The 25,260-nt window shown below is 45.2% G+C and carries 22 protein-coding genes; 11 read left to right on the top strand and 11 right to left on the bottom strand.

Translation table 11 applies throughout. From position 1 onward, the window contains the following. Window positions 1-59: 59 nt before the first annotated feature. Window positions 60-1,148, top strand: coding sequence for a cytochrome-c peroxidase (locus D1B31_RS18770; protein ID WP_240035342.1), 1,089 nt, complete (start codon window positions 60-62; stop codon window positions 1,146-1,148). Between the two features lie 195 nt (window positions 1,149-1,343). Beyond that, window positions 1,344-4,532 (top strand): DEAD/DEAH box helicase, encoded by a 3,189-nt coding sequence (locus tag D1B31_RS18765; protein WP_420846127.1) that lies wholly within the window; start codon window positions 1,344-1,346, stop codon window positions 4,530-4,532. A 60-nt stretch (window positions 4,533-4,592) separates the two neighbouring features. Here D1B31_RS18765 and D1B31_RS18760 read toward each other — a convergent pair whose 3' ends face one another. The 7 genes from D1B31_RS18760 to D1B31_RS18730 all read right to left on the bottom strand — a co-directional run bounded on the left by D1B31_RS18760 (window position 4,593) and on the right by D1B31_RS18730 (window position 10,712). Continuing rightward, window positions 4,593-5,003: a PepSY domain-containing protein gene (locus D1B31_RS18760; protein WP_158587611.1), complete on the bottom strand. Its 411-nt coding sequence runs from the start codon at window positions 5,001-5,003 to the stop codon at window positions 4,593-4,595. 183 nt (window positions 5,004-5,186) lie between these two features. Further along, on the bottom strand, window positions 5,187-5,903 hold the full coding sequence (locus tag D1B31_RS18755; RefSeq protein WP_204563043.1) for a PepSY domain-containing protein: 717 nt from the start codon (window positions 5,901-5,903) through the stop codon (window positions 5,187-5,189). Window positions 5,904-6,015: 112 nt separating this feature from the next. Beyond that, window positions 6,016-7,368, bottom strand: a complete 1,353-nt coding sequence (locus D1B31_RS18750; protein ID WP_118923287.1) for a sensor histidine kinase — start codon at window positions 7,366-7,368, stop codon at window positions 6,016-6,018. Further along, a complete protein-coding gene (locus tag D1B31_RS18745) occupies window positions 7,365-8,054 on the bottom strand; it encodes a response regulator transcription factor (RefSeq protein WP_118923446.1) in 690 nt (229 codons plus the stop codon). Before D1B31_RS18745 ends, D1B31_RS18750 begins: the two co-directional genes overlap by 4 nt. 191 nt (window positions 8,055-8,245) lie before the next feature. Beyond that, window positions 8,246-9,436 carry an NAD(P)/FAD-dependent oxidoreductase gene (locus D1B31_RS18740; protein WP_118923285.1) on the bottom strand — a complete coding sequence of 397 codons (1,191 nt, stop codon included), beginning with the start codon at window positions 9,434-9,436 and terminating at the stop codon, window positions 8,246-8,248. 153 nt (window positions 9,437-9,589) lie between these two features. Continuing rightward, the gene (locus tag D1B31_RS18735; RefSeq protein ID WP_118923283.1) at window positions 9,590-10,201 is read right to left on the bottom strand and encodes a hypothetical protein; all 612 of its coding nucleotides are present in this window, start codon (window positions 10,199-10,201) and stop codon (window positions 9,590-9,592) included. Further along, the gene (locus D1B31_RS18730) at window positions 10,182-10,712 is read right to left on the bottom strand and encodes an RNA polymerase sigma factor (RefSeq protein WP_118923281.1); all 531 of its coding nucleotides are present in this window, start codon (window positions 10,710-10,712) and stop codon (window positions 10,182-10,184) included. Before D1B31_RS18730 ends, D1B31_RS18735 begins: the two co-directional genes overlap by 20 nt. Window positions 10,713-10,933: 221 nt before the next feature. On the opposite strand from D1B31_RS18730, the gene D1B31_RS18725 reads away from it, so the two are divergent. The 3 genes from D1B31_RS18725 to D1B31_RS18715 all read left to right on the top strand — a co-directional run bounded on the left by D1B31_RS18725 (window position 10,934) and on the right by D1B31_RS18715 (window position 15,166). Further along, window positions 10,934-12,823, top strand: coding sequence for a site-specific DNA-methyltransferase (locus D1B31_RS18725; protein WP_118923279.1), 1,890 nt, complete (start codon window positions 10,934-10,936; stop codon window positions 12,821-12,823). A 177-nt stretch (window positions 12,824-13,000) separates the two neighbouring features. Next, the gene (locus D1B31_RS18720) at window positions 13,001-13,879 is read left to right on the top strand and encodes a GNAT family N-acetyltransferase (RefSeq protein WP_118923277.1); all 879 of its coding nucleotides are present in this window, start codon (window positions 13,001-13,003) and stop codon (window positions 13,877-13,879) included. Between the two features lie 27 nt (window positions 13,880-13,906). Continuing rightward, complete coding sequence (locus D1B31_RS18715; RefSeq protein ID WP_118923275.1) at window positions 13,907-15,166, top strand: GNAT family N-acetyltransferase; 1,260 nt, start codon at window positions 13,907-13,909, stop codon at window positions 15,164-15,166. Window positions 15,167-15,252: 86 nt separating this feature from the next. On the opposite strand, the gene D1B31_RS18710 is transcribed toward D1B31_RS18715, so the two are convergent. The 3 genes from D1B31_RS18710 to D1B31_RS18700 form a co-directional block, all read right to left on the bottom strand. Further along, on the bottom strand, window positions 15,253-17,139 hold the full coding sequence (locus D1B31_RS18710) for a GGDEF domain-containing protein (protein ID WP_118923273.1): 1,887 nt from the start codon (window positions 17,137-17,139) through the stop codon (window positions 15,253-15,255). Between the two features lie 114 nt (window positions 17,140-17,253). Next, a complete protein-coding gene (locus D1B31_RS18705) occupies window positions 17,254-18,210 on the bottom strand; it encodes an ABC transporter permease (protein ID WP_118923271.1) in 957 nt (318 codons plus the stop codon). Further along, window positions 18,210-19,121 carry an ABC transporter ATP-binding protein gene (locus D1B31_RS18700; protein WP_118923269.1) on the bottom strand — a complete coding sequence of 304 codons (912 nt, stop codon included), beginning with the start codon at window positions 19,119-19,121 and terminating at the stop codon, window positions 18,210-18,212. The genes D1B31_RS18705 and D1B31_RS18700 overlap by 1 nt, the downstream gene beginning before the upstream one ends. Before the next feature lie 134 nt (window positions 19,122-19,255). Between D1B31_RS18700 and D1B31_RS18695 the strand changes: the two genes are divergently transcribed. After that, window positions 19,256-20,134 (top strand): GNAT family N-acetyltransferase, encoded by an 879-nt coding sequence (locus D1B31_RS18695; RefSeq protein ID WP_118923267.1) that lies wholly within the window; start codon window positions 19,256-19,258, stop codon window positions 20,132-20,134. Between the two features lie 77 nt (window positions 20,135-20,211). After that, window positions 20,212-21,186 (top strand): aldo/keto reductase, encoded by a 975-nt coding sequence (locus D1B31_RS18690; RefSeq protein ID WP_118923265.1) that lies wholly within the window; start codon window positions 20,212-20,214, stop codon window positions 21,184-21,186. Between the two features lie 89 nt (window positions 21,187-21,275). On the opposite strand, the gene D1B31_RS18685 is transcribed toward D1B31_RS18690, so the two are convergent. After that, window positions 21,276-21,668 (bottom strand): hypothetical protein, encoded by a 393-nt coding sequence (locus D1B31_RS18685; protein WP_240035341.1) that lies wholly within the window; start codon window positions 21,666-21,668, stop codon window positions 21,276-21,278. A 300-nt stretch (window positions 21,669-21,968) separates the two neighbouring features. On the opposite strand from D1B31_RS18685, the gene D1B31_RS18680 reads away from it, so the two are divergent. From D1B31_RS18680 to D1B31_RS18665, 4 genes are all read left to right on the top strand, one after another. After that, the gene (locus D1B31_RS18680; RefSeq protein ID WP_118923263.1) at window positions 21,969-22,697 is read left to right on the top strand and encodes an amino acid ABC transporter ATP-binding protein; all 729 of its coding nucleotides are present in this window, start codon (window positions 21,969-21,971) and stop codon (window positions 22,695-22,697) included. 16 nt (window positions 22,698-22,713) lie between these two features. Continuing rightward, a complete protein-coding gene (locus D1B31_RS18675) occupies window positions 22,714-23,538 on the top strand; it encodes a transporter substrate-binding domain-containing protein (protein WP_118923261.1) in 825 nt (274 codons plus the stop codon). A gap of 371 nt (window positions 23,539-23,909) precedes the next feature. Next, on the top strand, window positions 23,910-24,563 hold the full coding sequence (locus D1B31_RS18670; RefSeq protein WP_118923442.1) for an amino acid ABC transporter permease: 654 nt from the start codon (window positions 23,910-23,912) through the stop codon (window positions 24,561-24,563). A 12-nt stretch (window positions 24,564-24,575) separates the two neighbouring features. Further along, window positions 24,576-25,226: an amino acid ABC transporter permease gene (locus tag D1B31_RS18665; protein ID WP_118923259.1), complete on the top strand. Its 651-nt coding sequence runs from the start codon at window positions 24,576-24,578 to the stop codon at window positions 25,224-25,226. Window positions 25,227-25,260: the final 34 nt, after the last annotated feature.

Here is a 25,260-nt window from a genome sequence, read left to right as displayed (position 1 = left end):
GACCAAAGCACTCGCCTTATAATGGGAGTACTAAGAACTCTTCGGAGGTATGTTCCAATATGGCAAAACACATGACCGGTTTTCTATTGTTGATTTTCATTTTGATAAACCTGGGTGGCTGCACGAAGGAAGCAACCGCCCCAACCAAAACAAAAGCACCTGCACAAACGGACACTGGACAGCCGCCCCAAGAGGTTTCAGACGAATTAAAACATGTCCTGCAAACCCACCAGATGCTTACCCCGATTGGAGATATTCCCATACCGGAAGACAATCCGATGAATCCGGAAGTCCTCAAGCTGGGCCAGGCGCTTTATTTTGATCCGCTTCTTTCAGGCGATAATACGAGAAGCTGCGCTTCCTGCCATGATGCAAGCCTTGGTTATGGGGACGGAAAGGCTACTTTTGAAAAAGTTGACGGTACAGCAGGGGCACGCAATTCACCGACCGTCATTAACTCCGGCTATTACAAGACGAATTTTTGGGATGGCCGTGCTTCATCACTTGAGGAGCAGGCACTGGGCCCAATTGAAAATCCAAACGAAATGAACCAAAATCTCGATGCCCTCATTAATGAACTGAAAGCGATTAAAGGGTATGAAGAGATGTTCCAAAAAGCCTTTGGAACAGGAATTACGAAAGAAACGATTGCAAAAGCGATTGCGGCTTTTGAGAGACAAATTGTCGTCAAGGACACCGCCTATGACCGTTTTCTTCAAGGCGAGAAAAATGCGCTCACCGATCAGGAAGTTCGCGGCCTCGGCCTGTTCGTCGGCAAGGCGATGTGTGTGACGTGCCATAACGGCCCGAATCTGTCCGACAACAATTTTTATAATATTGGGATAGAGTCTGAGGATGAAGGCAGGTTTGCTGTGACACAAGAGCCGGGCGACCTTGGCAGGATTCGGACGCCAGGACTGTACGGGATTACCCATACCGCGCCTTATATGAGGGATGGGAGCCTGAAAACGCTCGAAGATGTCATTGATTACTACGACCGGGGCGGTGACAATCACCCGAACAAAAGCTTCTTCATAAAGCAATTCATGCCTCTAGGCCTAAGCGATTCTGAAAAAGCGGATCTTCTCGCATTCCTGAAAACACTTGGCGGACAGCCCCCTGTATTTGAGAAACCCGAACTTCCGTAAACGGAGAATTCAAGATAGCCTCACTCTGAACCCTCTAATAATAGGGGGGTTGTTTTGGTTTTAATCCTTTTCTGGCAAGGGAATGTGAAAGAAAGTTATAATAAAGGTAATAGTGAAGGCTGCATTTTTTCAAAAATGGCGCCTAGATTCGTATTGTTTTGTTAGAAAGGAACGATTTGTTCATTGGCTATTCGAGTGAATCAAAAAATAATTAAAGAACGTTGCGGGCCAGTTTCATTCAAGAGGGGCGAAGCTTTTTTCCGGGCGAACAAGGTCACGTTCCGCCGGGTGTCTGATGGAAAGTGGTCAGCCGTTGTGAGCGGTGCGGAGGATTTCCACATCACTGTTGAGGCTGACCAAAATGGGCAAATCGTTACAACGTGCACGTGTCCTTCACTTGCTTCAGTTAGCCATGATTGCCAGCATGTTGCCGCTGTTTTGCTCGCGATTTCGGCGGATACCACTCAACAACCTTACCAAAAACGGGTACCTAATCAAGATGAGGGTGAACTGCTTTCGGGTTTGTTCAAAAAACAGCCGAAGCGCCCGACTGCCCGGCAGCTTCATTTTGAAACTAGGGAGATTTTAGTGGCAGAGTTCATTTGTGGACCAATACCCATAGCCGGCAATCGGACGATGTTTGGATTGGAACTCCGAGTGAATGCAACGCCTGTCAAAAATATACGGGCGTTCCTCGAGCATGTTCAGGAAGCAAAGCCTTGTGCATCTGGAATGTATCACCCAGACCTGCACTGCTTTGAATTGGAAGCGGATGACATTATCCAGTTGTTAATCACAGTCCACGAGGACGAAATTGCAATCAAGAAAGACGGGGCAGAACACACGGAATCGATCATCCAGGACGACAGGCAATTCCTCGTCATCCCGCCATCGATCTTGCCGCGGCTTCTACCGTTACTTGCTAAAGCCCCATTTGCAAAATTAGCCTACAACGGCCAACTACATGCTGGGATTCGCTTATCCGACGGGCCGCTGCCTTTAACGATCAACCTGACTGAAACACCTGAAGGCGGTAAACTTTTGAAAATAGAAGGTCTCGAAGATATTATCCTCCTCGAACCTTATCGGACAGTCATGACAGAAGGGAAGCTTGTTCCATTATCCAAGGAAGATTGCGATCGCCTTGCAGAACTGAAACGTGTACTCGATGGATCGAAAACCGGAACGATACCTGTCCCAAATAACCAGGCCGACATCTTTATAAAAGAAGTCGTTCCATCCTTAAGAAACTTAGGGAGGATTCAACTGTCCGAATCGGTCGCCAAGAAACAGGAACGCCCGCCATTACTCGCAAAACTTTATCTGGACCGCTTGAAAAACCGCCTCCTCGCTGGCCTTGAGTTCCATTATGGAAACGAAGTGATCAATCCGCTAGAGGCCGACAGCACATCGTACCATGCGGGAATCCTTCGGGACGTGATGAAGGAAAACGAAATCCTCGAACAAATGGACGAGGGCTCTTTTGCAAAAACAGAGGGCGGATATTATCTGCAAAATGAAGAGCTGGAATATGAATTTCTCACCCATATCATTCCGAAACTCGAAAAGCTTGTCCAAATTTATGCAACGACTGCGGTCAGGAACCGGATTTTTAAAGGTCCTACTCCGCCGAGAATCAGTGTGAAGGTTAAAAAAGAACGGACGAATTGGCTTGAATTCAAGTTCGAGTTGAAAGGGATTAACGAACAGGAAATAAAAGAAGTGTTGGCTTCGCTTGAGGAAAAACGAAAATATTACCGGCTCCGGAACGGCTCGCTCCTGTCGCTTGAGACGAGGGAGTTTGAAGAAATACAACGATTTCTGAACGCTGCGCCAATACAGGCGGTAGATTTGGAGTCACCATTGAATTTCCCGATAATTGAAGGGCTCCGGCTCATTGATTCCGCCGGGGAAGGGGATGCTTTTTCCTTTGAAGAATCGTTCAGGAACTTCATTGAGGAATTCAGTAACCCGAAGCTTGCAAAATATGAAATCCCAGCAAGCCTTGAACCGATTATGAGAAATTATCAAAAGCAGGGCTTTCAATGGCTGAAGACACTGGCCGGCTTCGGTTTTGGCGGGGTGCTGGCCGATGATATGGGCCTCGGGAAAACGCTGCAGAGCATTGCCTATATTCTTTCCGAGCTTCCGGAAATACGCAAACAAGAGCAGCCTGCGCTGATTGTCTGCCCCTCATCGGTCACGTATAACTGGTTGAATGAATTTATTACATTCGCACCTGAGATCAATGCGGTTGTTGCGGACGGTGACAAAGGGGAGAGAAGTACGATCATGAAAGAGATGAACGGCGTTGATGTGCTGATCACTTCCTATCCTTTGCTCAGGAAGGATGTTCACTGGTACGAACGCCAATCCTTTCACAGTGTTTTCTTTGATGAGGCCCAGGCTTTTAAAAACCCGATCACCCAAACAGCAAGGGCTGTGAAAAAAATCAAGTCTCCTCACCGGTTTGCGCTGACAGGGACACCGATTGAAAATTCCATTGAGGAACTGTGGTCCATCTTTCATGTCGTTTTTCCTGAATTATTCCAAGGGTTAAGGGAATACAGCCACCTTACAAAAAAACAGATTGCCAGGAGAGTCCGCCCGTTTATGCTGCGCAGGTTAAAAAAGGATGTATTGTCCGAGCTTCCGGCAAAAATTGAAACGGTCAACACGTCCGAACTTTTGCCGGACCAGAAAAAGCTTTATGCCGCCTATTTGGCAAAGCTGCGATTTAAAACGCTGAAGCATCTTGATCAGGAGACAATCCGGAAGAACCGGATTAAAATTCTCGCAGGCATCACTAGGCTAAGGCAGATCTGCTGCCACCCGGCTTTGTTCGTCGATGGCTATAAAGGAAGTTCGGGGAAATTTGAACAGCTGCTGCAAATCGTTGAAGAAGCGAAGACGGCAGGCAGACGCGTTCTAATCTTCTCGCAATTCACGAAAATGCTTGGCATGATTGGACGGCAACTATCCGTTCAGGGAATTCCTTACTACTACCTGGATGGACAGACACCGCCAGAAGAAAGAGTGGAAGTGTGCCGCCGGTATAACGAGGGGGAGCGCGATTTCTTCCTCATATCCCTGAAAGCAGGCGGAACCGGGCTCAATTTGGCAGGAGCCGACACGGTCATTTTATATGATTTATGGTGGAACCCGGCTGTCGAGGAGCAGGCAGCAGACCGGGCATACAGGATGGGCCAGAAAAATACGGTCCAGGTCATCAAACTCGTCTCAAGGGGAACAATTGAGGAAAAAATAAATGAACTGCAGGAAAAGAAACGCCGCCTCGCAGATGATCTGATCGGCACAAACGAAGACAAAGCCGTCCCGTCTCTGACTGAGGAAGACATCCTGGAAATATTAAGGATTGAGTAAAAATGCCCGAACATAAAAAAAGCAGAACCCAATGGAGAGTGGGTTCTGCTTTTTTGCTGCTTATCGGTCATCACGATCATCATCATGGTCGTTATCAAGGTCAAATTCGATCATTTTGCCAGTGTTTCCGTCAATGGTAATTTCCGTTTCGGATTTGCCGTTTTCAAATTCGAATTTGTATTCAACACGGCCGTGCTCGATTTCAGTTTCTGCTTCAGTTAAAGTACCCTCGGCTTTTTCACGGGCAATCTTCAAAGCTTCCTCAAAGGAAATCTTAGCTCCTTTTACGACTTCACCGAGCTGCTTCTTATCTTCCTTATTCATCAAGACTTCACCATGCTCAACCTTGTGTTCCACTTCTACCTCGCGGACAGCATTTCTTGAATCATCATTTTTAGCTGCCCCTACTGCAAAAGTACCCCCGGCTACCAAGCCAAACAAGACTCCAGCTGTTATTAGTTTTGTTTTCATAAATGATTTCCTCCCTTTCATATCTTACTTTCACTATATCGTGTGAAAATGAGAGGATAGGGATAGAAAGATTAGAAATTGATTAGAAATCAATTTATGAACGATTATGACAAGATTCTTCGCCCGTATCCGTACCTAACCAGCAGTGTGTTCATCAACGGTATCATTCAGAAACTCCCTAATTTAATCATCCCACTTCACCGACATGACAGTGCCTGTTATGGCATGGACTTGGACGGTTGCTTCTTTGTCATCGGCTGTCTGGATTTCAACGAGGTAGAATGTCTGGCCATTTACGGTTTCCAAATCAATATCATCCACTTTTCCGCGTACTTCCTTTTGGGCGATTTTAGCGGCCTCGTTTTCCGTCAGCCTTTTCGGGGGATTCGCTGGACCTACATTTTCTGATAGGACTGCCCCGTTCTCGGCATCGACCGTGATAGTCGTTGTATGGTTGCCGGAATCCTTTATAACCCCTTTGTAAATAATCTTCCCGTCACTTTCCATTTTTTCGAAAGACACAAGCTCACCTTGTGCTTTTGAAAGGAGGATTGTTTTAATTTCATCCTCGGAAAGGGAAGGGGGGTGGCCACCTTCTTTTTTAGTTCCAATCGGATCGATCGCCAGGATTTTGCCGGTCTTGGCATCCACACTCAACTTGTAGGAGTTATTTTGGAAGTCCATTTTTGCAAAATACATCTCCTTTTCAGCCTTTACGGAAGAAACGTTTCCACCGTAGCGGTTTTCAATCAGCTTTTTCGCTTCTTCCTTGCTCAGCTCCTTGGCGGCAGAGCCTTCAGGTCTGAATAGTAGCCAGCCAACCAAAACAGAAAGCGCGAAAAGAGTGCCGATTAGTGTAAGATAGCCCCATTTCTTTTTCAAAATCAAATTACCCTTCACCGCCTTATCGGCAGGTTTCCCTGCACGGAATTCCTGCCTCTATTATCCGTCAGTAACATTAAAATTTGCTGAGAAAGGCTTATTTTAGCTACAACTTTCACTTGCCGCTGAACTAATATTTTTTCAAATACAGTGTGGCAGTTGTGCCGACTCCGGGCTTACTCGTCAGATGAAGTTGAATTTTCAAGGCATCGGCGATTTCTTTTGCAAGCGAAAGGCCGAGTCCGGAGCCGCCTATCTTTCGATTCCGCGCTTTATCGACACGGTAGAAGCGGTCGAAAACCCTCGGCAATTCATCATCTTCAATCCCAATTCCTTGATCGGCAACCCGGATAAATGCTCCATTGCCCTCGCTGCCGAACGAAAGGGTAATGGGAGCGTCACTGTATTTCCTCGCATTGTCGAGAAAAATAAACAGCAGCTGCTTCAGTTTTTGCTCGTCTGTATTCACGACTAGCGGCTCTCCGGGATGCTCAAGGATGACTTCCCGGTTAAATGCGTTTTCGAAAGCTTTCACCGAGGCAAAGACAAGCGAACTTAGATCAACGTTTTCCATCTGGAGATTCCACTGTTCGTTATGTTTTGCCAAGAGCAACAGCTGTTCGGTCATTTCCTTCATCCGAATCGCCTCTGAATGGATGGCATCAACCGATTCTTCAAAGAGTTTCGGGTCCTGAAGGCCGCGCCTCTTCAGCAAGCTTGAATAACTCCCGATAATCGTAATCGGGGTTTTCAACTCATGCGAGGCATTCGAGATGAATTGCCGCTGTTTGTCAAAGTTTGATTCAAGCAAATCGATCATATGGTTGAATGTTTCACCCATCTGGTAGAGTTCATCCTTTGACTTGACCTCAATATGAAGGCGCTTGAACTGTCCGCTTCGCCGAATATCAGACATGGTCTGGATCATGGATGTAACCGGCCCAATAATAATTTTGCCGAGAAAAGCGCTGGATACGAGCACTGGAATCAATGCAACGAAGGTAGCGAGCAGTAGGACAAGCCTGAGCGTCTTCACAATTCTAACCGCCGGCTCAAGGCTCGTTGTTATTTGAAGATTGCCGACATTGCCGCTTGGCAGGATAATCGGCATCGATTGGAACGAATAATCCCGGCCGAAATACTCAACTCTGCTGCTCGTTTCACTGGCAAAATAACGGGGCGGCCGTTTAGCCAGTTTTTGCTCAGAAAGTGAAGTGATTGTCGGAAATCCTGTTCCATCGCTGCTCACGAGCTGGATCATTCCATCGACAGGGACATAAGCCCGCAGAAGTTCCGCTTCGGGAATCTTTCCGAGTGATTGGGCCACGACGGCGGCAGATTTCTTCATCTCAGCTTCAGCGGCTTCCATATGGCTCGAAAAAGTCAGCTTACTGAAGGTGAAATATATGAACAAGTTCATCGTCATCAGAACAAGTGCGAATAGGGCGGCTGTGTATAAATTTATTTTTGAACGGAGCTTCATTGGTCCTCCCGTAACACGTAGCCAACCCCGCGAACAGTATGAATAAGTGGAGGCAGGCCGGGAATGTCGACTTTTTTCCTTACATAGCGGATATACACATCAACGACGTTTGTGTCTCCTGCAAAATCGTACCCCCAAACCTTTTCAAGTATTTGATCCCTCGTTAGCACCTGCCTCCGGTTCGTGAGGAGATAGACAAGCAAGTCGTATTCCCTTGGCGTCAAATCAATGGAAGCCCCATTTCGATTGATTTCACGAGTTTTCAAATTGAGTGTAAGGCCTCCATAAGAAAGAAGGCTTTCGTCCTCGACTTGTTCCTCTACAATTTTCATGCGTAATGCGGCCCTGATTCTCGCCAGAAGTTCTTCAATTTGGAATGGCTTCGTAATATAATCGTTCGCACCAAGGTCAAGCCCTGCCACCTTGTCCTCAACCGTTCCTTTCGCGGTCAGCAAAATCACTTTCGTATGCGGATCATTTGCCCGGATCCGGCGCAGAAGGTCAATTCCGCTCATCGCAGGCAGCATCACATCAAGCAAAATTAAATCCCACTTCCCGGTTCGGTAGGCTTCAAGCCCTTCAATCCCGTCAGCCGCCTTCGTTACCGCATAGCCCTCAAACTCCAGTTCAAGCTCCAAAACACGCGCAATCTTTTCCTCATCCTCAACTACTAAAATGGACCCCATCCCCATCTAAAAACCTCCTGCGAAAATTCCTATACAAATAAAATACCCTTAACACTAAAATAGATGAAAAGCAGCCACTTTTCCACTCAGTACCTCCGCTTCAATCAACGAGAGCTAGTTAAAAAAACTTCACAAAGCAGGCAAAATAAAAAGGCCGTCCGGCAAGGCGGACGGCCACTGATTAAAATACGTTATTTCCTAATTTCCTTCAGCAAGAGGCGGGGGCCGCCAAGCATGAGGAAGTACCGCTTTTCAATGACCCATTTCATGAAGGAGGCGAACCTGCCATGGATTGCTTTCCCATACACAACCCCGGTTGCATTTTTATGGCCCATGCTCATGACCGTCCCACGATGAACATATTTGAACGGCTTTGCAGCGAATCCGTAAATTTTCGCTGCAAGATTGTAGCCGCAATATTGTCCCTGTTGGAGGGCGATTTGCGCTGTTGGCGGATAAGGCTTTCCTTCCGGCGAGAAGCTGACGGACGCGTCGCCAAGCACGTACACATCACGGCGGCCAGGCACCTCGCAGTATTCATTCACGATGATACGCCCGTCCCTGTAAGTCTTAAAGCCGAGATTTTCAAGAAGCGGGTTGCCCTTGACGCCGCCGGCCCACACAAAGGTATTCGTTTCAATCGTGGAGCCGTCCGCGAAGAGGACTTCATTCTCGGTACAGGACGAAATCGCAATCCCGGTCCTAAACTCGGCTGGAATGGACGCCGATGCTTTTTTCGCATCGCGGACCATTGGCTCCTCATAGCCTTTAAGCAGTTCATCGTTCGCTTCTACGCAGATGACCTTCACGAGTTTCTGCTCAATCCCGTACTCTTCGCACATCTCTGGAAGCTTTTCAGTCAGCTCATAAATGAATTCCATCCCTGAGAAACCGGCGCCGCCAATGACGAATGTAAGCCTTTTTTCATCCCGGTCGTCAAGATATGCCTCAAACTGTTCCTCAATATGCTCGCGAAGCTTGTTCGTTCCTTCCCAGTCGAACAGGAAAAAGGCATGTTCCTTTACGCCGGGCAGGCCGAATGTTTGCGGGACACCGCCAATTGTAATGACGAGATAATCATAAGAAAGCTTGTTGTTTTTAAGCAAAATAGTCTTCGTCCCAAGGTCGATGCCAGTGACCTCATCTTTGATGAAATTGACTCGTTCAGGGTCAATTAATTCCTTAATTGGGTAAACAATCGACTCGGGAGGGATTGTGCCCGCACCGGATTCATGGACCTTCGTCGTCAAATAATGGTAATCATTCTTATTCACCAACGTAATGTCCGCCCGTTTTCCATGAACTTTCTTTTGAAGAGTAACAGCGGTTAGTAATCCGGCATACCCTCCACCAAGAATAATAATCTTTTCTTTAGTTACCATCCGTACCACTCCCTTCACTTATAGTATACTATCATGCTCAAAACTTCACAATCTATTATTGTGAAATTTTGAGCATTTTTACAAATTTTTCTTTATCATCATTTTCCCTTTGCAAAAAGAAAAAACCGCCGGCGTTTTTACCGGCAGTTTTAGTCATTCCCTTATCCTAAAACTCCTTGAAATCTTTTCTGCTTCCGAATCACCAACATCAGGAGAATAAAAATAAACATGGTAGCGGAGCTTCGATTTCTCCGAAAGGAAAAAGTAGTGGCGAATCTGAACTGCTTCCATCGTTTTTTGATGATCCAGCGTAAAGCGGAGGGGATATAGAAAGCCTGGGAGATTGTTGCTTTCAAAAACATTCTGCTTGGAGATGTTTAGATGCATTTCATTTTCTGTCAAGATTTCAATCCCGCCTACTTTTTTATCTTCCTGGTAAAACTCGACTGTATCATTGGAAAGTTTTTTAACCGCAAATGCGCCCATTGGATCAATTGAAAACTTTTTGCCGTGATAGACTGTTGCCCCCGAATGCCACGTATTATCTCCGGAAAGGCTGTTCAGAACAAAAGTCGACATGCCGATGAACAGCGCTGCGAGGATAACAAAACTAAACAAAGCAGGGACAAGGCGTTTTTTCGGCTTTGAGACAGTTTCCGTTTTAAGGAGGGAAGCGGCAATTTTCACTCTCTCTTCCTTGGCGAGTTCGAAGCGAGGAAAGCTGCTCAGCTCCCGCTTGATTTCGTCATTCGTTAATGGCTGCATTCCGGGTACCTCCTTTTTGTTCTGTTGACATCTTTTTCAAGCTTTCAATCCCCCGATGAAAAGATAGATTGACCTTTGCCTTCTCCCAGCCAAGGATACTTGCAGTTTCATTGGGGGTAAGCTGCATGATGCCGCGGAGGATCAGCACATCCCTGTATGCGGGTTTCATCTTCTTAATCATGTCATAGAGCTCCTGCTTAGTTTCGTCTTCCAGCACTAAGTCGAGCGGAGACTTTTCCTCTGAGGCTGCTTTCTTTAACAGACTTATGGGCAAAAAGCGGCTAACCCTGTTTTTCCTGAAATGGTCAATCGCCACATTCCGGGCAATTGAAATAAGCCATGTTTTTGGACTTGACCGCCCCTCGTATCGGCCAATATTTTGAAAGGCTTTCAGGAATGCTTCCTGGACAAAGTCTTCAACGTCTTTCCTGCCAAAATAGTAAACCAAGTAGTTATAAATATCATCATGGTATTCATTGAACCATCGATGGATGAGGTCATCCTTTTGCATGTCCGGCCTCCTTTTTACTCCTTTACTCATTTGACGTGGAAGTGAGGGAGCAATTTCACTCTTCAGAACATTTTCTTACCATCTTTTTCTCGTTCCAGGCATTGTTCTCCTTCAATTACCCAGGCTGATCGCGTTTAATATGGTAAAATATATGTGCTGGATGGTGAAGCGCATTTTCCGTCCTTTTCACATACACGTATTTGATACAAGGGGAGTCATTGATGCGAACAGTTGACCATTCTTCGTTCGATTTAGCGAAGCAGAATAGGAAAGAATTGATGCGGCTATTCCCGGAGGCTTTCATTGAAGGGAAAATTGATTTTGAAAAATTAAAACTCCTGCTCGGTGAAATCGTTGAAACTGAAAGGGAAAGGTATGAATTCAGCTGGAATGGCAAGAAAAAAGCGATGAAGATGACTCACAGCCGATCCACTGGAACGCTTCGCCCTGACAAGCCTTCAAGCAAGAACTGGTTCGAAACTGAAAACCTTTATATTGAAGGGGATAATCTTGAAGTCCTGAAAATTTTGCAAAAGGCTTATTTCGGCAAACTCAAAATGATTTATATAGATCCGCCGTATAACACCGGCCGCGACTTTGTTTATAAAGACAATTTTCATGGCGGGATAAAGAACTACAAAGAACTAACCGGCCAGACGACAAGGGCGAATGCCGAAACGAGCGGCCGTTTCCATACGGACTGGCTGAATATGATGTATCCCCGCCTGAAGCTTGCGCGGAATCTCCTCGCCGACAACGGTGTCATCTTTCTGTCGATTGATGATAACGAGGTGACAAACCTGAGGGCCATTTGCAATGAAATTTTTGGGGAACTGAATTTCGTCGCCCAGCTTCCAACGATAATGAACCTTAAGGGGAACAATGACCAGTTCGGTTTTTCGGGAACACATGAGTATACGCTTGTTTTTGCAAAAAATATCGCCAACGAAGACTCGATCAACCAGCTTCCATTAACGGAGGAGGACATCGGTGATTACAGCCTGAAGGACGAGAAAGGCTATTACAAACAGGGAGCGACACTGATGAGGACCGGCGAGGCCGGGGCAAGGGAGAAGCGGCCGAAAGGGTATTATCCTATTTATGTGACAAAAGAACTTACCCGGATTTCGATCGAGCGGATGAATCCGGATGATTTCGAAGTGTATCCGAAAACCGCCGACGGAAAAGAAATGACATGGCGACGTTCAAAGGAAACTCTCGCAAAAACATATGATGAATTCATTGTGAAAAAGTCAGCAAATGGGATTTCTTTTTATAAAAAGCAGCGTCTTGAGGAAGAGGAAGGGATACGGGGCAAAAAGCCCAAAACGCTTTTTTATAAGCCGGAATACAGCTCGGGAAACGGAACAAATTTGCTGAAACGCTTGTTTAATGGAAAAGTATTCGACAATCCGAAACCCCTTGAACTGATTAAGGACTTCGTCTTGATTGGATCAGGGGAGGATGATATCGTTCTTGACTTCTTCTCGGGATCATCGACAACGGCTCATGCGGTCATGGATGTGAATAGGGAATCTGGAAGCAGGCGGAAGTTCATCATGGTCCAGATCCCCGAGCGGGCAGCTCCGGATTCCGAAGCGGCTAAGGCGGGTTTTTCGACAATATGCGAGATAGCCAAGGAAAGGATCCGACGAGCGGGTTCAGTGATCGAAGCAGTAGGATCAAAGGACATCATCGACACTGGCTTCAGAGTATATAAGCTTGATTCTTCTAATCTTAAGGCATGGAGACCAGACTACAACGATTTGGAACGGAATCTATTTGATCTTGAAGACATGATTAAGGCCGGGCGCACAAAAGAGGACCTGCTTACCGAACTGCTGCTTAAAGTTGGGGTTCCGCTCACCGAACGGTTGAAGGAATTGGATTTTGCCGGCAAAAAAATCTACAAAGCGAGAAAAGGCGCGCTTCTGATTTGCCTTGAAGAGGAAGTTACACTTGACCTTGTCTCAATGATTGTACGCCACAAAGCAGGTGATGTTGACACAATGGTCATTTTTAGGGAATCGGGCTTTTTGAACGACACGGTGAAAACAAATGCGATTCAAACGTTGAAAAAAAGCGGAATCACATATATTAGAAGCATTTAGAAAAAGATAGATTGGAAGGCGTGCTTCTATAGAGTTTGCCAAATCAATGAAAAAGAGAAAAACTTTTAACTTGCCGGCCGGTAGTGAACTTGGCCGGTTCTTCATTTTTGACGGCACAACTCCGCAGCCGTTAAACTGAAAAAAGATGGAAAATTAAGCCGATCTGGGGGAGATGGCATGATGGAAATAAAACGGCTGGCCGACTGTACATTTAACGAAGCACTGACAGCCTGGAACACTGGTTTTGAAGGGTACTTTGCGGATATGACGATGACGCATGAAGCATTCCTGAGGAGATTCCCGCTTGAAGACCTTTCGCCTGCATTAAGTGTTGTCGCCTTTATTGATGGTGAGCCTGCAGGACTAATACTCAGTGGCATTCGGACATTGAAAGGGGTGAAGACGGCCTGGAACGGCGGGACTGCTGTAGCTGTGAAATTTCGCCAGCAGGGTGTAGGCAGGGCGCTGATGGAAAAAACGCTGGCCATCTATGAAGAGGAGGGCGTCCAGCTCGCTATGCTAGAAGCAATTGAGGGGAATGACAAGGCGATTGCCCTCTATGAAAGCCTCGGCTATAAAAATGTTGACCACCTGGAGTATCTGGAGCTAAAAGGAAAGCTGGATGCGAGTCCGCTAGAGCATGATGGCAGCTATACGTTCCGGAAAGTTCACCCGCTTCATGCAGGCCTTCTGCCATTTTACAAAGGCGGCAACCCATGGCAGACACATTGGCAAAGTGCGAAGGATGCCGAAGCCGTCATATTAACTGACAGAACTGGCAAAGAAGCTGGTTATGCTTATTTCCGGAAGAGTTTTAATGAGGAAGGGGCACATATTAGCACGGTCATTTATCAGAGTGAAGCAGATGAAACGAGAGAAGATGCAAGAAAAATTATTCAATCCTTATTGGGGTGTGTGATCGGTCAATTCGATGACGAAATTCGCCGAATTGTCCTGAACCTGCCGGCGCAAAGAAGCAAGATTGCCCATTCCGTTCTTAAGGAAATTGGTTTTACTCCGTTCGTCAATCAGGTGATGATGAACAGAGAAATGTAACGGCTCGGGAAAGGAGAAGAGACAAACATGCAACAGTCGGAAATCAGAAAATTGACGGAAGCTGACTTTCCCGGTTTTGCCCACATCGCAATCCAGGCTTTTCCTGCAAACAAAGAAAATACTCTCGAATATAAAGAAAAACTTGCTGGAAATCTGCTCCGGACTCAGCAGAAATCGGGCAACATCGAATTTTATGGATTGTTCCGGGAAGGAAAGTTACTTGGCGGAATGAGGCTTCATTCGTTTGAACTGAATCTTTTCGGCAAAATTGTTCCCGCGGGCGGGGTTGGACTTGTCGCGGTTGATCTTTTGCACAAAAAAGAAAAGGTTGCAAAGGAACTAATCGAATTTTTTATCCGCCATTTTAAAGAAAAAGGAATGTCCGTTACGCTTCTGTACCCATTCAGTCCGGGCTTTTATAAAAAAATGGGGTACGGTTATGGAACAAAAATGAATCAGTATCAAATTAAACCGGGAAGTTTTCCAGGCGCGGACAGCAAGGAAGGTCTGACAATGCTGACCGAGACAGACGGAAACGCCATCAGGGAGTGTTATAACCGCTTTGCGAAAAAAACGCATGGGATGATTTTGAAAACCGCTTACGATATTGAAAAAATATTCGAAAACCCCGAAAACAGGGTGGCGGGTTTTTTTAGCGGGTCGGAATTGAAGGGATATATCGTTTTTGGCTTCGAACAGGTGGACAAAAAGAACTTCCTCCGCAATCATCTTGTTGTCCGGGAACTGATTTACGAAACACCCAAGGCATTATCTGGATTGGCCGTCTTTTTGAACACTCAAGCGGACCAGATTGAAAGGGTTATTTTCAATACACAGGACGATGCGCTTGAATACATGCTAGGTGATCCTGCTAATAGCAGCAATCACCTCATCCCGAGTGTTTTTCATGAAACAAATACATCCGGAGTCGGTCTGATGTACAGGGTAAGCCTGCCGGAAAACATCTCTACTCATTTTAGCGGCCGACATTTCAATCATGTTTCTACCTGCTTTACAATGCGTATCCATGACAGCTTCCTGCTGGAGGAACCGTCATTCGTTTGCTTGAAATTAGAAGACGGCATGCTCGGGGAAGGAAAAGAGGAGGAGGCTGAGTTTGAAATTGAGCTTGATGGATCAGACATGTCTTCGCTTTTAATGGGAGCAGTGAATGCCCGTAAACTGTACCAATTTGGCAGGATGAAGGTAAGTGATCCTAGTTATCTTGGTCTTATTGAAAAAGCGTTTCAGACAGACCCTAAACCTGTCTGCATGACTCCGTTCTAATAAAAGTCTTTTTCAGACCGGCATGTTCCTAGTCCAATAGATATAGGAATAAAAAACCGGCCTGGATTGAATCCAGGCCGTCTCTTTTAGTTAACAGTTATTCTTTTTGGATGTGCAGAGTATTCATGTATTCCGCAGGCTCTGTTTTTCCCGGAGCGTTTTGCAATATAAAGCGCTGAATCAGCTTCAAGCAATAATTCCTTAGGAGATTGGCTGTTTTCTGGAAGCAAGGATGCATAGCCTGCACTAATCGTGACGAAATGGTCGACTTGGGAAGCAGTATGGGAGATTTCCTTTTCCCTAACCGAATGCCTGATCAATTCAGCCACTTTACGGGATCCCGCCAAATCGGTATCAGGAAGGAGAACGACAAATTCCTCGCCGCCATATCTTGCTACAAAATCCCTTGGACGTTTGACAGAACCTTTTATAATGGAAGCGACTTCTTTCAAACAGTCGTCCCCGGCGAGATGGCCGAAAGTATCGTTATATTCCTTAAAACAGTCGATATCAATCATGATTGCCGATAAGCCTGTCCCGGATGCCAAACAGCGTTGCCACTCATGATCAAGCGTTTCCTCGAAAGAACGCCTGTTGGGAATCCCAGTCAGTCCATCGAGATTTGAAAGCATTTTGAGAAAATCATTGGCTGTTTCAAGGCTTCTTTCCTTTTCCTTGCGTTTCGTCGCATCCCTGGAAATCGCCAGAATGGACTCAGCCTTTCCCTGCTCGTTCAAAAGTAATTTTGCTACGGTCTCAAACCAAATATAACCGCCATTTTTCAGCTTATGCCGGTAAAGTAGAGAAAAATGGTCGCTTGTTCCTGCTTTATCCCCAATTATGATACTGCTCATCTCTGCCGCATCATCTTCATGGACATAATGGAAGGAAATTTCGCCGAGGAGCTCTTTCGGGGAAAATCCGAGAATCTCACGGCAGGAATCGGAAATATATTCATACCTCCCGTCAGGGGAAAGAAAAGCAATGATGTCCTTTGAATTCTCAGTTATAAAGCGGTAACGTTCTGTGGTTTTCCTCAATTCTTTCTCAAGGCGCCTCCGTTCGGTTACATCGCGGAAAATTGCCTGGATGGAAGGAGCGCCTTCGTAATCGATCACTTTGAGGGTGATTTCAATAATCAATCTCCGGCCATTGGCGGTGATGATTTCAAGAGGACGGTTTTCTGCCTCCCCGTAAACATTCTGCAGCTCTGCAAGTGTTTTCCTCGTCTTGTGATGAAATTCGGGCCTTATGAAGTCATAAATTGACTTACCAAGCAGCTCCGTCATGGACAATTCAACTATTTTGCATGCCTTTTCGTTGGCAAAAATAATCATTCCATCACGTTGGACAAGAAATGGTTCAGGGGAATAAGTGACGAGATCCCGATATCGCTTTTGGCTTTCCTTCAGATGATCCTCTAGCTGCTTTTCTTTTGTGATGTCCTCAACATGGGCAACAGTGTATATAGGGAATCCTTTATCATCAAGGATGAATGAGGCGGACAATTTGCCAATAAACATTCCGCCATCTTTCCTGATGTATCTTTTCTCCTTCGAGTAGGGCAGCTTCTTCTGTAGGGCGAGCGCGTAATGTTCCATGTCTTTTTCACGGTCATCCGGAAAAGTTAATTCGATGTAAGAAAGGGTTTTGATTTCTTCCATGGAATAGCCGAGCATCTCTAAAAATTTTGGATTGGCATCTAATAGTTTGCCATTGCGGTCGGCAAGCATGATCCCAAGCGCCGAATGGTTGAACACCGACTCAAGCTTCTGGTTTTTTTCAATAAGGTCTTTTTTTGCGGCTGTTGTTTCTGTACGGTATTTATGTACAAGCCAAAGCTGCCAACTGCTAAAAACGCAAAGAACCATGGTCAACAGAAGAGGAAGCTGCCAAATTTCATTCGTTTTAATCAGATATATGTAAAGTATGATGAACAAAGTCAATGGTAAGAAAAGCGTTTTATATTTCACCAAGTATCACCCAATGTTAATTATACAGCATTCCAAAAGGTTATGGATGGTTAATTTTACTAATTTTTCCGACAAAAAACCCGAAACGCCCCTGGCATTTCGGGTTTCAATTTTCTATGCGGCAACATCTCTTTTTGAAAACACCCAAAAAGCAAAAAACTGGAACAGAGTAAAATAAATGACGAGCATTGTGATGGAAAATCCTAGTGTCATTCCGGAAATAAGCGGGGTTCCGTCAAGATAGACAGTCAAGTCGGTATTGGCAAAAAGGAAATATTTTGCCCATTCAAACTTTCCTGCAAGCAGCATGGTCAATGTTCCTCCTGTCAAAAGAAGGAACAAGGAAATGCCAATTGCGAGTGAACTGTTCCGGAAAACAGCCGAAATCATAAAGGCCATCGTCGCAACCATTAACACATCAATCGAACTAAGCAGATATTCAGCAATCAACTGAAGGCCCATGCTCCTTTCGTAAACATGACCGTCGGAAAAAACCAAATGCGGCGAAGGACTGTCTGAAAATCCGAAAAGAATGAGCCCTGCTAGAAATGAAAAGACAAATAATAATGCCAATAGACCGAGTCCGAATAGAAGGACAGTCAAATATTTAGATAACAAAATTTTCGGACGGCTGATTGGCCTGATTAAAAGAAGCTTGACTGTTCCCCAAGAGAATTCGGAGGAGACTATTCCTGCGGCGATGACAATCGTGAACAGGCCGACAAAGCTAATGAAATTCTGTGAGTTATTTACGAAGGACCATACATGTGTTCCAACAGGGGGAGCCATATCCTTTTTTAGCCTGTATTCCTTTATGGCTATTTCCCTTTCGTAAAAGGCCCTCAAGTTTGCGTTCGTCATGCCGAAATCGTCAAGGGCGGCCCGGTCATTAACAAGCTGTTTTTGAAGTTCCGTTTTCCATTGCGGATTTTCCTTCGGCGGATTGTCATACTCCTCATATTTTGCAAGCCCGGCCATTCCCATAACTAAAATGACGATCATGCCGACCATGACATAGGTACCGGCTCTGCTGAAGATTTTTACGAATTCATTTGTAATCAGGTTTTTCATCAATCGGCTCTCCTTATTTCGGATGTGAGTTCAAGGAAACGGTCTTCGAGTGTTTTCGCTTCTGCCTTAATTCCATAAACATCGATTTCCGCTTCAACCATTTTTTTCAGAATAGATGGGATGTCTTCGCGTTTGGCGTTGACAGTAAAGCCGCTCTCGGAGACAGACGCGTGCCATTTCTCACGCAGCCAAGCTTCAATGCCAGCCAGCGGCCCTGTTTCGAATGAATAAAACGTCTTATTTTTACCTGTTAATGTCCGAACTTCCTGGACATCGATAAGCTCCCCATTTTGAATGACGGCAATACGGTCACACATCAGTTCCATTTCGGATAATAGGTGGCTTGATACGATCACCGACATCCCTTTCTCCCTGGTAAGCATTCGCAAGTGATCACGAATTTCCCTGATTCCCGCCGGGTCGAGCCCATTCGTCGGTTCATCAAGGATCAGGATTTTCGGATCATGTAGAAGGCACTGGGCAAGGCCAAGCCGCTGCCTCATTCCGAGTGAATATGTTTTTACTTTATCATGGATGCGGTCCGCAAGGCCGACGAGATTGACAACCTCAGCAATTTTGTCCTTTGCGATGCCTCCATGCATCCGGCTATATTGCAGGAGGTTTTGGTAGCCAGACAGGAATTTGTACATTTCCGGGTTTTCTACGATTGCGCCGACATTCCCAATCGCTTTTTCAAAATCCTCCTTTACGCTTGTCCCGCAAATCATAATATCCCCAGCCGTAATATCCATGAGACCGACGATCATCCTTATGGTCGTTGTCTTTCCAGCTCCATTTGGGCCTAGGAACCCGAACACTTCACCTTCCCTGACAGTAAAGCTGAGCTTATTTATAATCGTTTTCTTCCTAATTTTCTTTGTTACGTTTTTTAATTCGAGAACAGTCTTCATTATTTACCTCCAGTCCGACAATAAAGCTAATAAAATTGCATTCTTTATTTATACTACACTATCTCGGGGGAGTGGGAAATCGGATAAAGGGGTAAAATGGAAGGAGTGGTAATAAATATTTGGAGGAGCCGGATATGACACTGCTATTTGCAAATGATTACAGGGAAAATCCTGTATTAAGGAAGAGCCTCAGCCGGCTTGCGGAGTCTGTATTTGGAATCAGTTTTGAAGAGTGGTATGAAAAAGGCTATTGGACAGATAAGTATAATCCCTACTCGTTTATTGCGGGGGACAAAGTGGTCTCGAATGTTTCTGTAAATAAAATAGGCTTAATTGTGGAGGGGAAATATAGAAAGGGATTACAAATCGGTACAGTCATGACGCATCCTGATTACCGGGGACAAGGGTTATCACGATTGTTAATGGAAAGAGTTTTGAGAGAGTTTAAAGGTAAATACGATTTAATGTACTTGTTTGCTAATGATTCGGTTCTAGGGTATTATCCGAAATTTGGGTTCAATGAGACAAGGGAGACAGTTTTCTCTACATTTTTTGCTGGGGGCGGAGCAGGCGATAGCAGTGTCCGGAGACTTGACATGGACAACGGCGGAGACAGAGAGCTTTTGTATCATTTTGCAAAGAAACGAATTCCTGTGTCCCGCACGTTCGCCACGACTGAAACAGCAGAACTGCTCATGTTCTATTGTCTGAGTGTTTTTCGCGAAAGAATCTTTTACCTGGAAGATGAAAATTGCATTGTTATATATGGGGAGAAGGGAGAAGAGATGGAAATCTATGATATTCTTACTATGGCAAAAGTGGACATGTCTTCCGTTCTCTCAAAAATTCCTAGAACTGGAGCTATAAAGATCATTTTTCACTTCACTCCCGGGCAGATTGGTCACCAGGTTGCCTGCTCTCCAATTATAAAGAGTGAGACATTGTTTGTACGATATGGCAATGACTTCGCTTTGCCGGAGCAATTCAAACATCCGCTTACCTCTCAGGCGTGATGTCATGAGCGAATGAATGTTTTTTGCCAGCAAGCTAGAAACATTTACATAAATAATAAGAAAGCAGGGATGTAGGGATGAGAAAGATGCCTTTAGACAAAAGGGATATCACTGACAGCAGGCTGGTGCTTGGCTGCATGGGCTTTGGGGGTGCCTGGGATAACAGTCCCATAACAGCAGAAGACGAGAAAAAAGCAGAACGGGGTATTGAAACTGCCCTTGAAGTGGGAATAAGAATGTTTGACCACGCAGATATTTACACAAGGGGTAAAGCCGAAAAGGTATTTGGGAACTGGCTTAAGAAAAATCACGATATACGTGAACAAATTGTCATCCAGAGCAAATGCGGAATCCGCTTTGCAGAGGACAATATTCCAGGGCGCTATGATTTTTCAAGAGATTATATTCTCCAATCCGTTGATGGGATTCTTGACAGGTTGGGTACGGATTATTTGGACATCCTCCTTTTACACAGACCGGATCCATTAATGGAACCCGAAGAGGTTGCTGAGGCATTCGAAAGGTTGAAGGAGTCCGGGAAGGTTAGAAACTTTGGCGTATCCAATATGAATGCAGGGCAAATGAAACTGCTCCAAGCTTATATCGGCACTCCACTCGTTGTAAATCAACTGGAAATGAGCGTGAAAAAGCTAGACTGGGTGGACCAGGGAGTCCATGTGAACCAGCCTGCGGGAAGGGAGAGCCATTTTGCTGAAGGATTGCTTGAACACTGCATGCTTCACGATATCCAAATCCAGGCATGGTCGCCTCTTGCAAAAGGAATTTATTCCGGCGGCATGGAGCCAGTGACTGAAGCTGAAAAATCTTCGGCCGCTCTCGTTGCCAAGTTGGCGGAAGAAAAGGGGACAACGCGGGAAGCAATTGTTCTTGGCTGGCTGATGCGCCATCCTGCAAACATCCAGCCGGTCATTGGCACAACTGACCCTGAAAGAATCAAACATTGCCAGGATGCGGTCCGCCAGGCTAGCCTCATGACAAGAGATGAATGGTACAGCCTTTATGTGACATCAAGAGGGCACCGTCTGCCATAATTGGAAAAAAACCTGGCCCCCAAGGGAATTCCCCCTCGGGGGCCAAGCAGTTTTGATGTACATAAATTGATCTGGATTTTAATCCCCTTTTAGTCTATATCGGGTTGGAAGCCGATTAGATGGGCTTTTTTGTCAACGCCCACTCTGGTTTGGTCTGGGAAGGTAATGACTGAGCTGATGAATTCCCACCGGATCAGCAAGTTTGTTATACACGTCTCTTCAACTTGCTCTTCTTTAGGGATGGCCCTGCCTTCCTCATTTCGTATCATGGTCCGTTTATAACAGGGGTTCTCAACCCAAATTCCTATGCTTTCGCTTTTGACGAGTTTGGCCAAATACCATTCATCGGGTTTGTAAATGCCGGTCACGTCGCCAACCATTTCATGGGGGAAATTACGGAGTTTTATTTGGATGTTTTCATTTTCAAAATCCTCGAGATGCATCATCAGTTCTCCTTTCTTCGCAAACGACTCAACCTTCACTGTACATCTTCCTTTTGAACCAGTTTTTAAACGTCATTTTGCAGTATTCTTGTTAATACGACTAGAAGCGAGAAAACACGATAGAGGAAAAGGATAAGAAACCCCTCCTAATTAACTATAAAAGGAAAAACAGAAAAATTCTTACAAGAATATTAAGAATATTACATTATTAAAATTGACCCGGTGAAGTTTTGTATATTATAATATAAAAATAAATTCAGAAAATTTATAATAGTCACCAGTAGGTGCGGTTCACTCATTCTAATACAGATAGACAGTTTCTTGAAAGGGGGAATTAACATGATTGTTTTTGACAAAGTGAATAAATATTTCGGGGATTTTCATGTTCTGAAAGATATTAATCTAAAAATACATAAAGGGGAAGTGGTGGTCGTCATTGGTCCTTCGGGCTCGGGGAAGAGTACAATGCTCCGCTGCATTAACAGGCTCGAAGAAATCACCACTGGCAACCTGACTGTAAAAGATATAAGAGTGAACGACAAGAAAACAGATATTAATGAGGTTCGCCGGGAAATCGGGATGGTCTTCCAGCATTTCCACTTATATCCACATAAAACAGTTCTCGAAAATATCACGCTTGCTCCAATAAAGGTTCTTGGGAAATCTCAAAGTGAAGCTAAGGAAACTGCGATGAAATATCTTGAAAAAGTCGGCATCCCCGACAAGGCGAATTCGTATCCGGCACAGCTTTCAGGTGGACAGCAGCAGCGTGTAGCCATTGCGAGGGGACTGGCCATGAAGCCTGAGATTATGCTTTTCGATGAACCTACATCCGCTCTTGATCCAGAAATGATCGGGGAAGTGCTCGATGTTATGAAAACCCTTGCAAAAGAAGGAATGACCATGGTCGTTGTCACACATGAAATGGGCTTTGCCCGCGAAGTGGCGGATCGGATTGTTTTTATGGATGAAGGAAAAATTCTTGAAGAGGCAGTCCCGGCTGAGTTTTTTGCCAGTCCAAAAGAGGAAAGGGCAAAATCATTCCTCAGCCGTATATTAAATCACTAAAAAATTAGGAGGGAAAATGATGAAGAAAAGGCTTTTTACACTGTCCCTAATTTCTCTGTTTGCCGTTTTGCTTTTGGCAGCATGCGGAGGAAAGGATGACAAGGCTAACGGAGACAGCAAAGATGGCAAGGACAAAGGAGTCATGGCCCAAATCGAGAAACGCGACAAATTTATTTTTGGGGTAAAGCATGATACAAGGCTATTTGGCCTGAAAAACCCAAGCTCAGGTGAAGTGGAAGGTTTTGATATTGATTTGGCAAAGGCTCTGGCAAAAGAAATCCTTGGCGATGAGAGCAAAGTCGAGTTCAAGGAAGTAACATCGAAAACAAGGATTCCTATGCTGAATAATGGCGATATTGACGCTGTCATTGCAACTATGACAATTTCAGAAGAACGTAAAAAGGAAGTGGACTTCACTGATGTTTATTTCGAAGCCGGCCAATCCTTGCTCGTTAAAAAGGGGAGCAAAATCAAAGGCCTGGAAGACCTGAAGAAAGGCACGAAGGTTCTGGCTGTTAAAGGGTCTACTTCCGCAGTCAACATCCGCGAGAAAGCCCCTGAAACACAAGTGCTGGAATTCGAAAACTATGCAGAAGCGTTCACAGCTCTTAAGTCCGGAAAAGGCGATGCTTTGACGACGGATGACTCGATTCTATATGGAATGGCCGACGAGGATCCATCATTCGGTCTTGTTGGCGGAACTTTCACAGAAGAGCCTTATGGAATTGCTGTTAAAAAAGGTAACAAGGAACTGGTCGACAAGCTGAACGAAGCCCTAAAGAAAGTAAAGGATTCTGGCAAATATGATGAAATAAAGAATAAGTGGATTAAAGAACAATAAGGTAATTGTCTATCAGGATGGGCCTGCCCGGCTCATCCTGATTACTTGAATCATATATTAGGTTGAACTTACAAATTGGCCAAGGAAGCAGGTTGATTGAAGCGGAAGGCACGAAGACTCCTCGAAAATGCTATCGCATTTCCTTCGTGCATAGCCAATTCGAGGAAGCTGTTTGTCCTGCGGGATGCGGCGGCAAGGTGGAGACCCCACAGGCGCCAAAGCGCCGAGGAGGCTCCACTGACGCCCCGCGGAAAGCGAAGTGCCTGAAGCTTAAATCAACCAAGATTCACCTTGAAAAGAAAATATCTAGTTCAACCTATATAGAAACTTGTGCTTTTATGCTGCCGTTGGCAATAGCAAGAGAGGTGAGGCTGTTGGACTTTTCGATTTTAACAGAAAACATTGACTTGTACATGGATGGGTTTAAGAGAACACTTGCAGTCAGTTTAATTGCATTGATCGCGAGCTTTTTTCTCGGTACACTGATAGCGGTTTTCCGTATTTCCCCGTTTAAATTCCTGAACTGGATTGGCACAGCGTATGTGGAATTTTTCAGAAACATTCCAGTGCTGATTATTGCATTCTTTTTCTATTTTGGGCTGGCGTCAATTGGGATTGATTTCGACGGATTTACCGCGGGAACCATTGCGCTTGCCATTTATACGTCAGCCTTTATTGCGGAGGCCATCCGTGCCGGGATATTGTCTGTCCCAAAAGGGCAGATGGAAGCAGCCCGTTCTTCAGGCCTTACGTATAACCAAGCGATGCTGCTAATTATTTTGCCGCAAGCGATTAAAATTGTCATCCCTCCGCTTGGCAACCAATTTATCAACCTCGTGAAAAATTCTTCCATTCTCGGGGTAATCGCCGGTATGGAGTTGATGTATCAGGGAGACATTATTTCTTCCAGGACATTTGTCACCTTTGATGTTTATATTTTCGTTGCGATGTTTTATCTCATTATTACTATTCCGCTAAGCCTTGGGGTCGGCTATTTGGAACGCCACATGGCGAAAAGCCATTAAGGGGGGCCAAAAATGGATTTTATAGGGGCTTATTCACCTGATCATCTTAAGTTTCTCTTGCAAGGCTTCGGAGTCACGCTGCTAGTGGCTTCGTTATCAATTGTTTTAAGTTTTATTATTGGCGGAGCCATCGGCACGGCACGTTATGCCAGGATTCCAGTCGTTTCACAAGTGCTCGCAGTAGGCGTTGAAACAATTCGGAACCTGCCTCTGCTCTTAATTATCTTTTTTACTTTTTTTGCTTTGCCAGACATTGGGCTGAAGCTGCCTGTTACGACAGCGGCGATTGTGGCACTCACGATTTTTGAATCAGCGATGCTGTCGGAGATTATCCGAAGCGGGCTGAATTCAGTCGAAAAAGGCCAGATTGAGGCTGCGCGTTCATCAGGGCTTGGCTATGTCCAGACAATCAGATATATTGTCATGCCGCAGGCGTTAAGAAGGATGGTTCCGCCAATTGTCAGCCAATTTATTTCCTTGCTGAAGGATACCTCATTGGCTGTCGTGATTTCGCTGCCGGAACTGACTCACAACGCGCAAATCATTTATGGACAAAAAGATTCTTATGTCATCCCAATGATTCTGATTCTTACACTCATGTATTTTACGGTTAACTATATGCTTTCCATTATCGCCGGCCGCCTAGAAGTGAAAAAAGCCTGACTCTTATTAAAGTTGAGTCGGGCTTTTTCTTTTG

The sequence above is a fragment of the Neobacillus notoginsengisoli genome (genome assembly GCF_003515685.1).
In the GTDB taxonomy this organism is placed as follows: domain Bacteria; phylum Bacillota; class Bacilli; order Bacillales; family Cytobacillaceae; genus Bacillus_D; species Bacillus_D notoginsengisoli.
The sequence above is the reverse complement of the archived record's forward strand: the minus strand, read 5'-3'. Positions and strand labels throughout refer to the sequence as shown.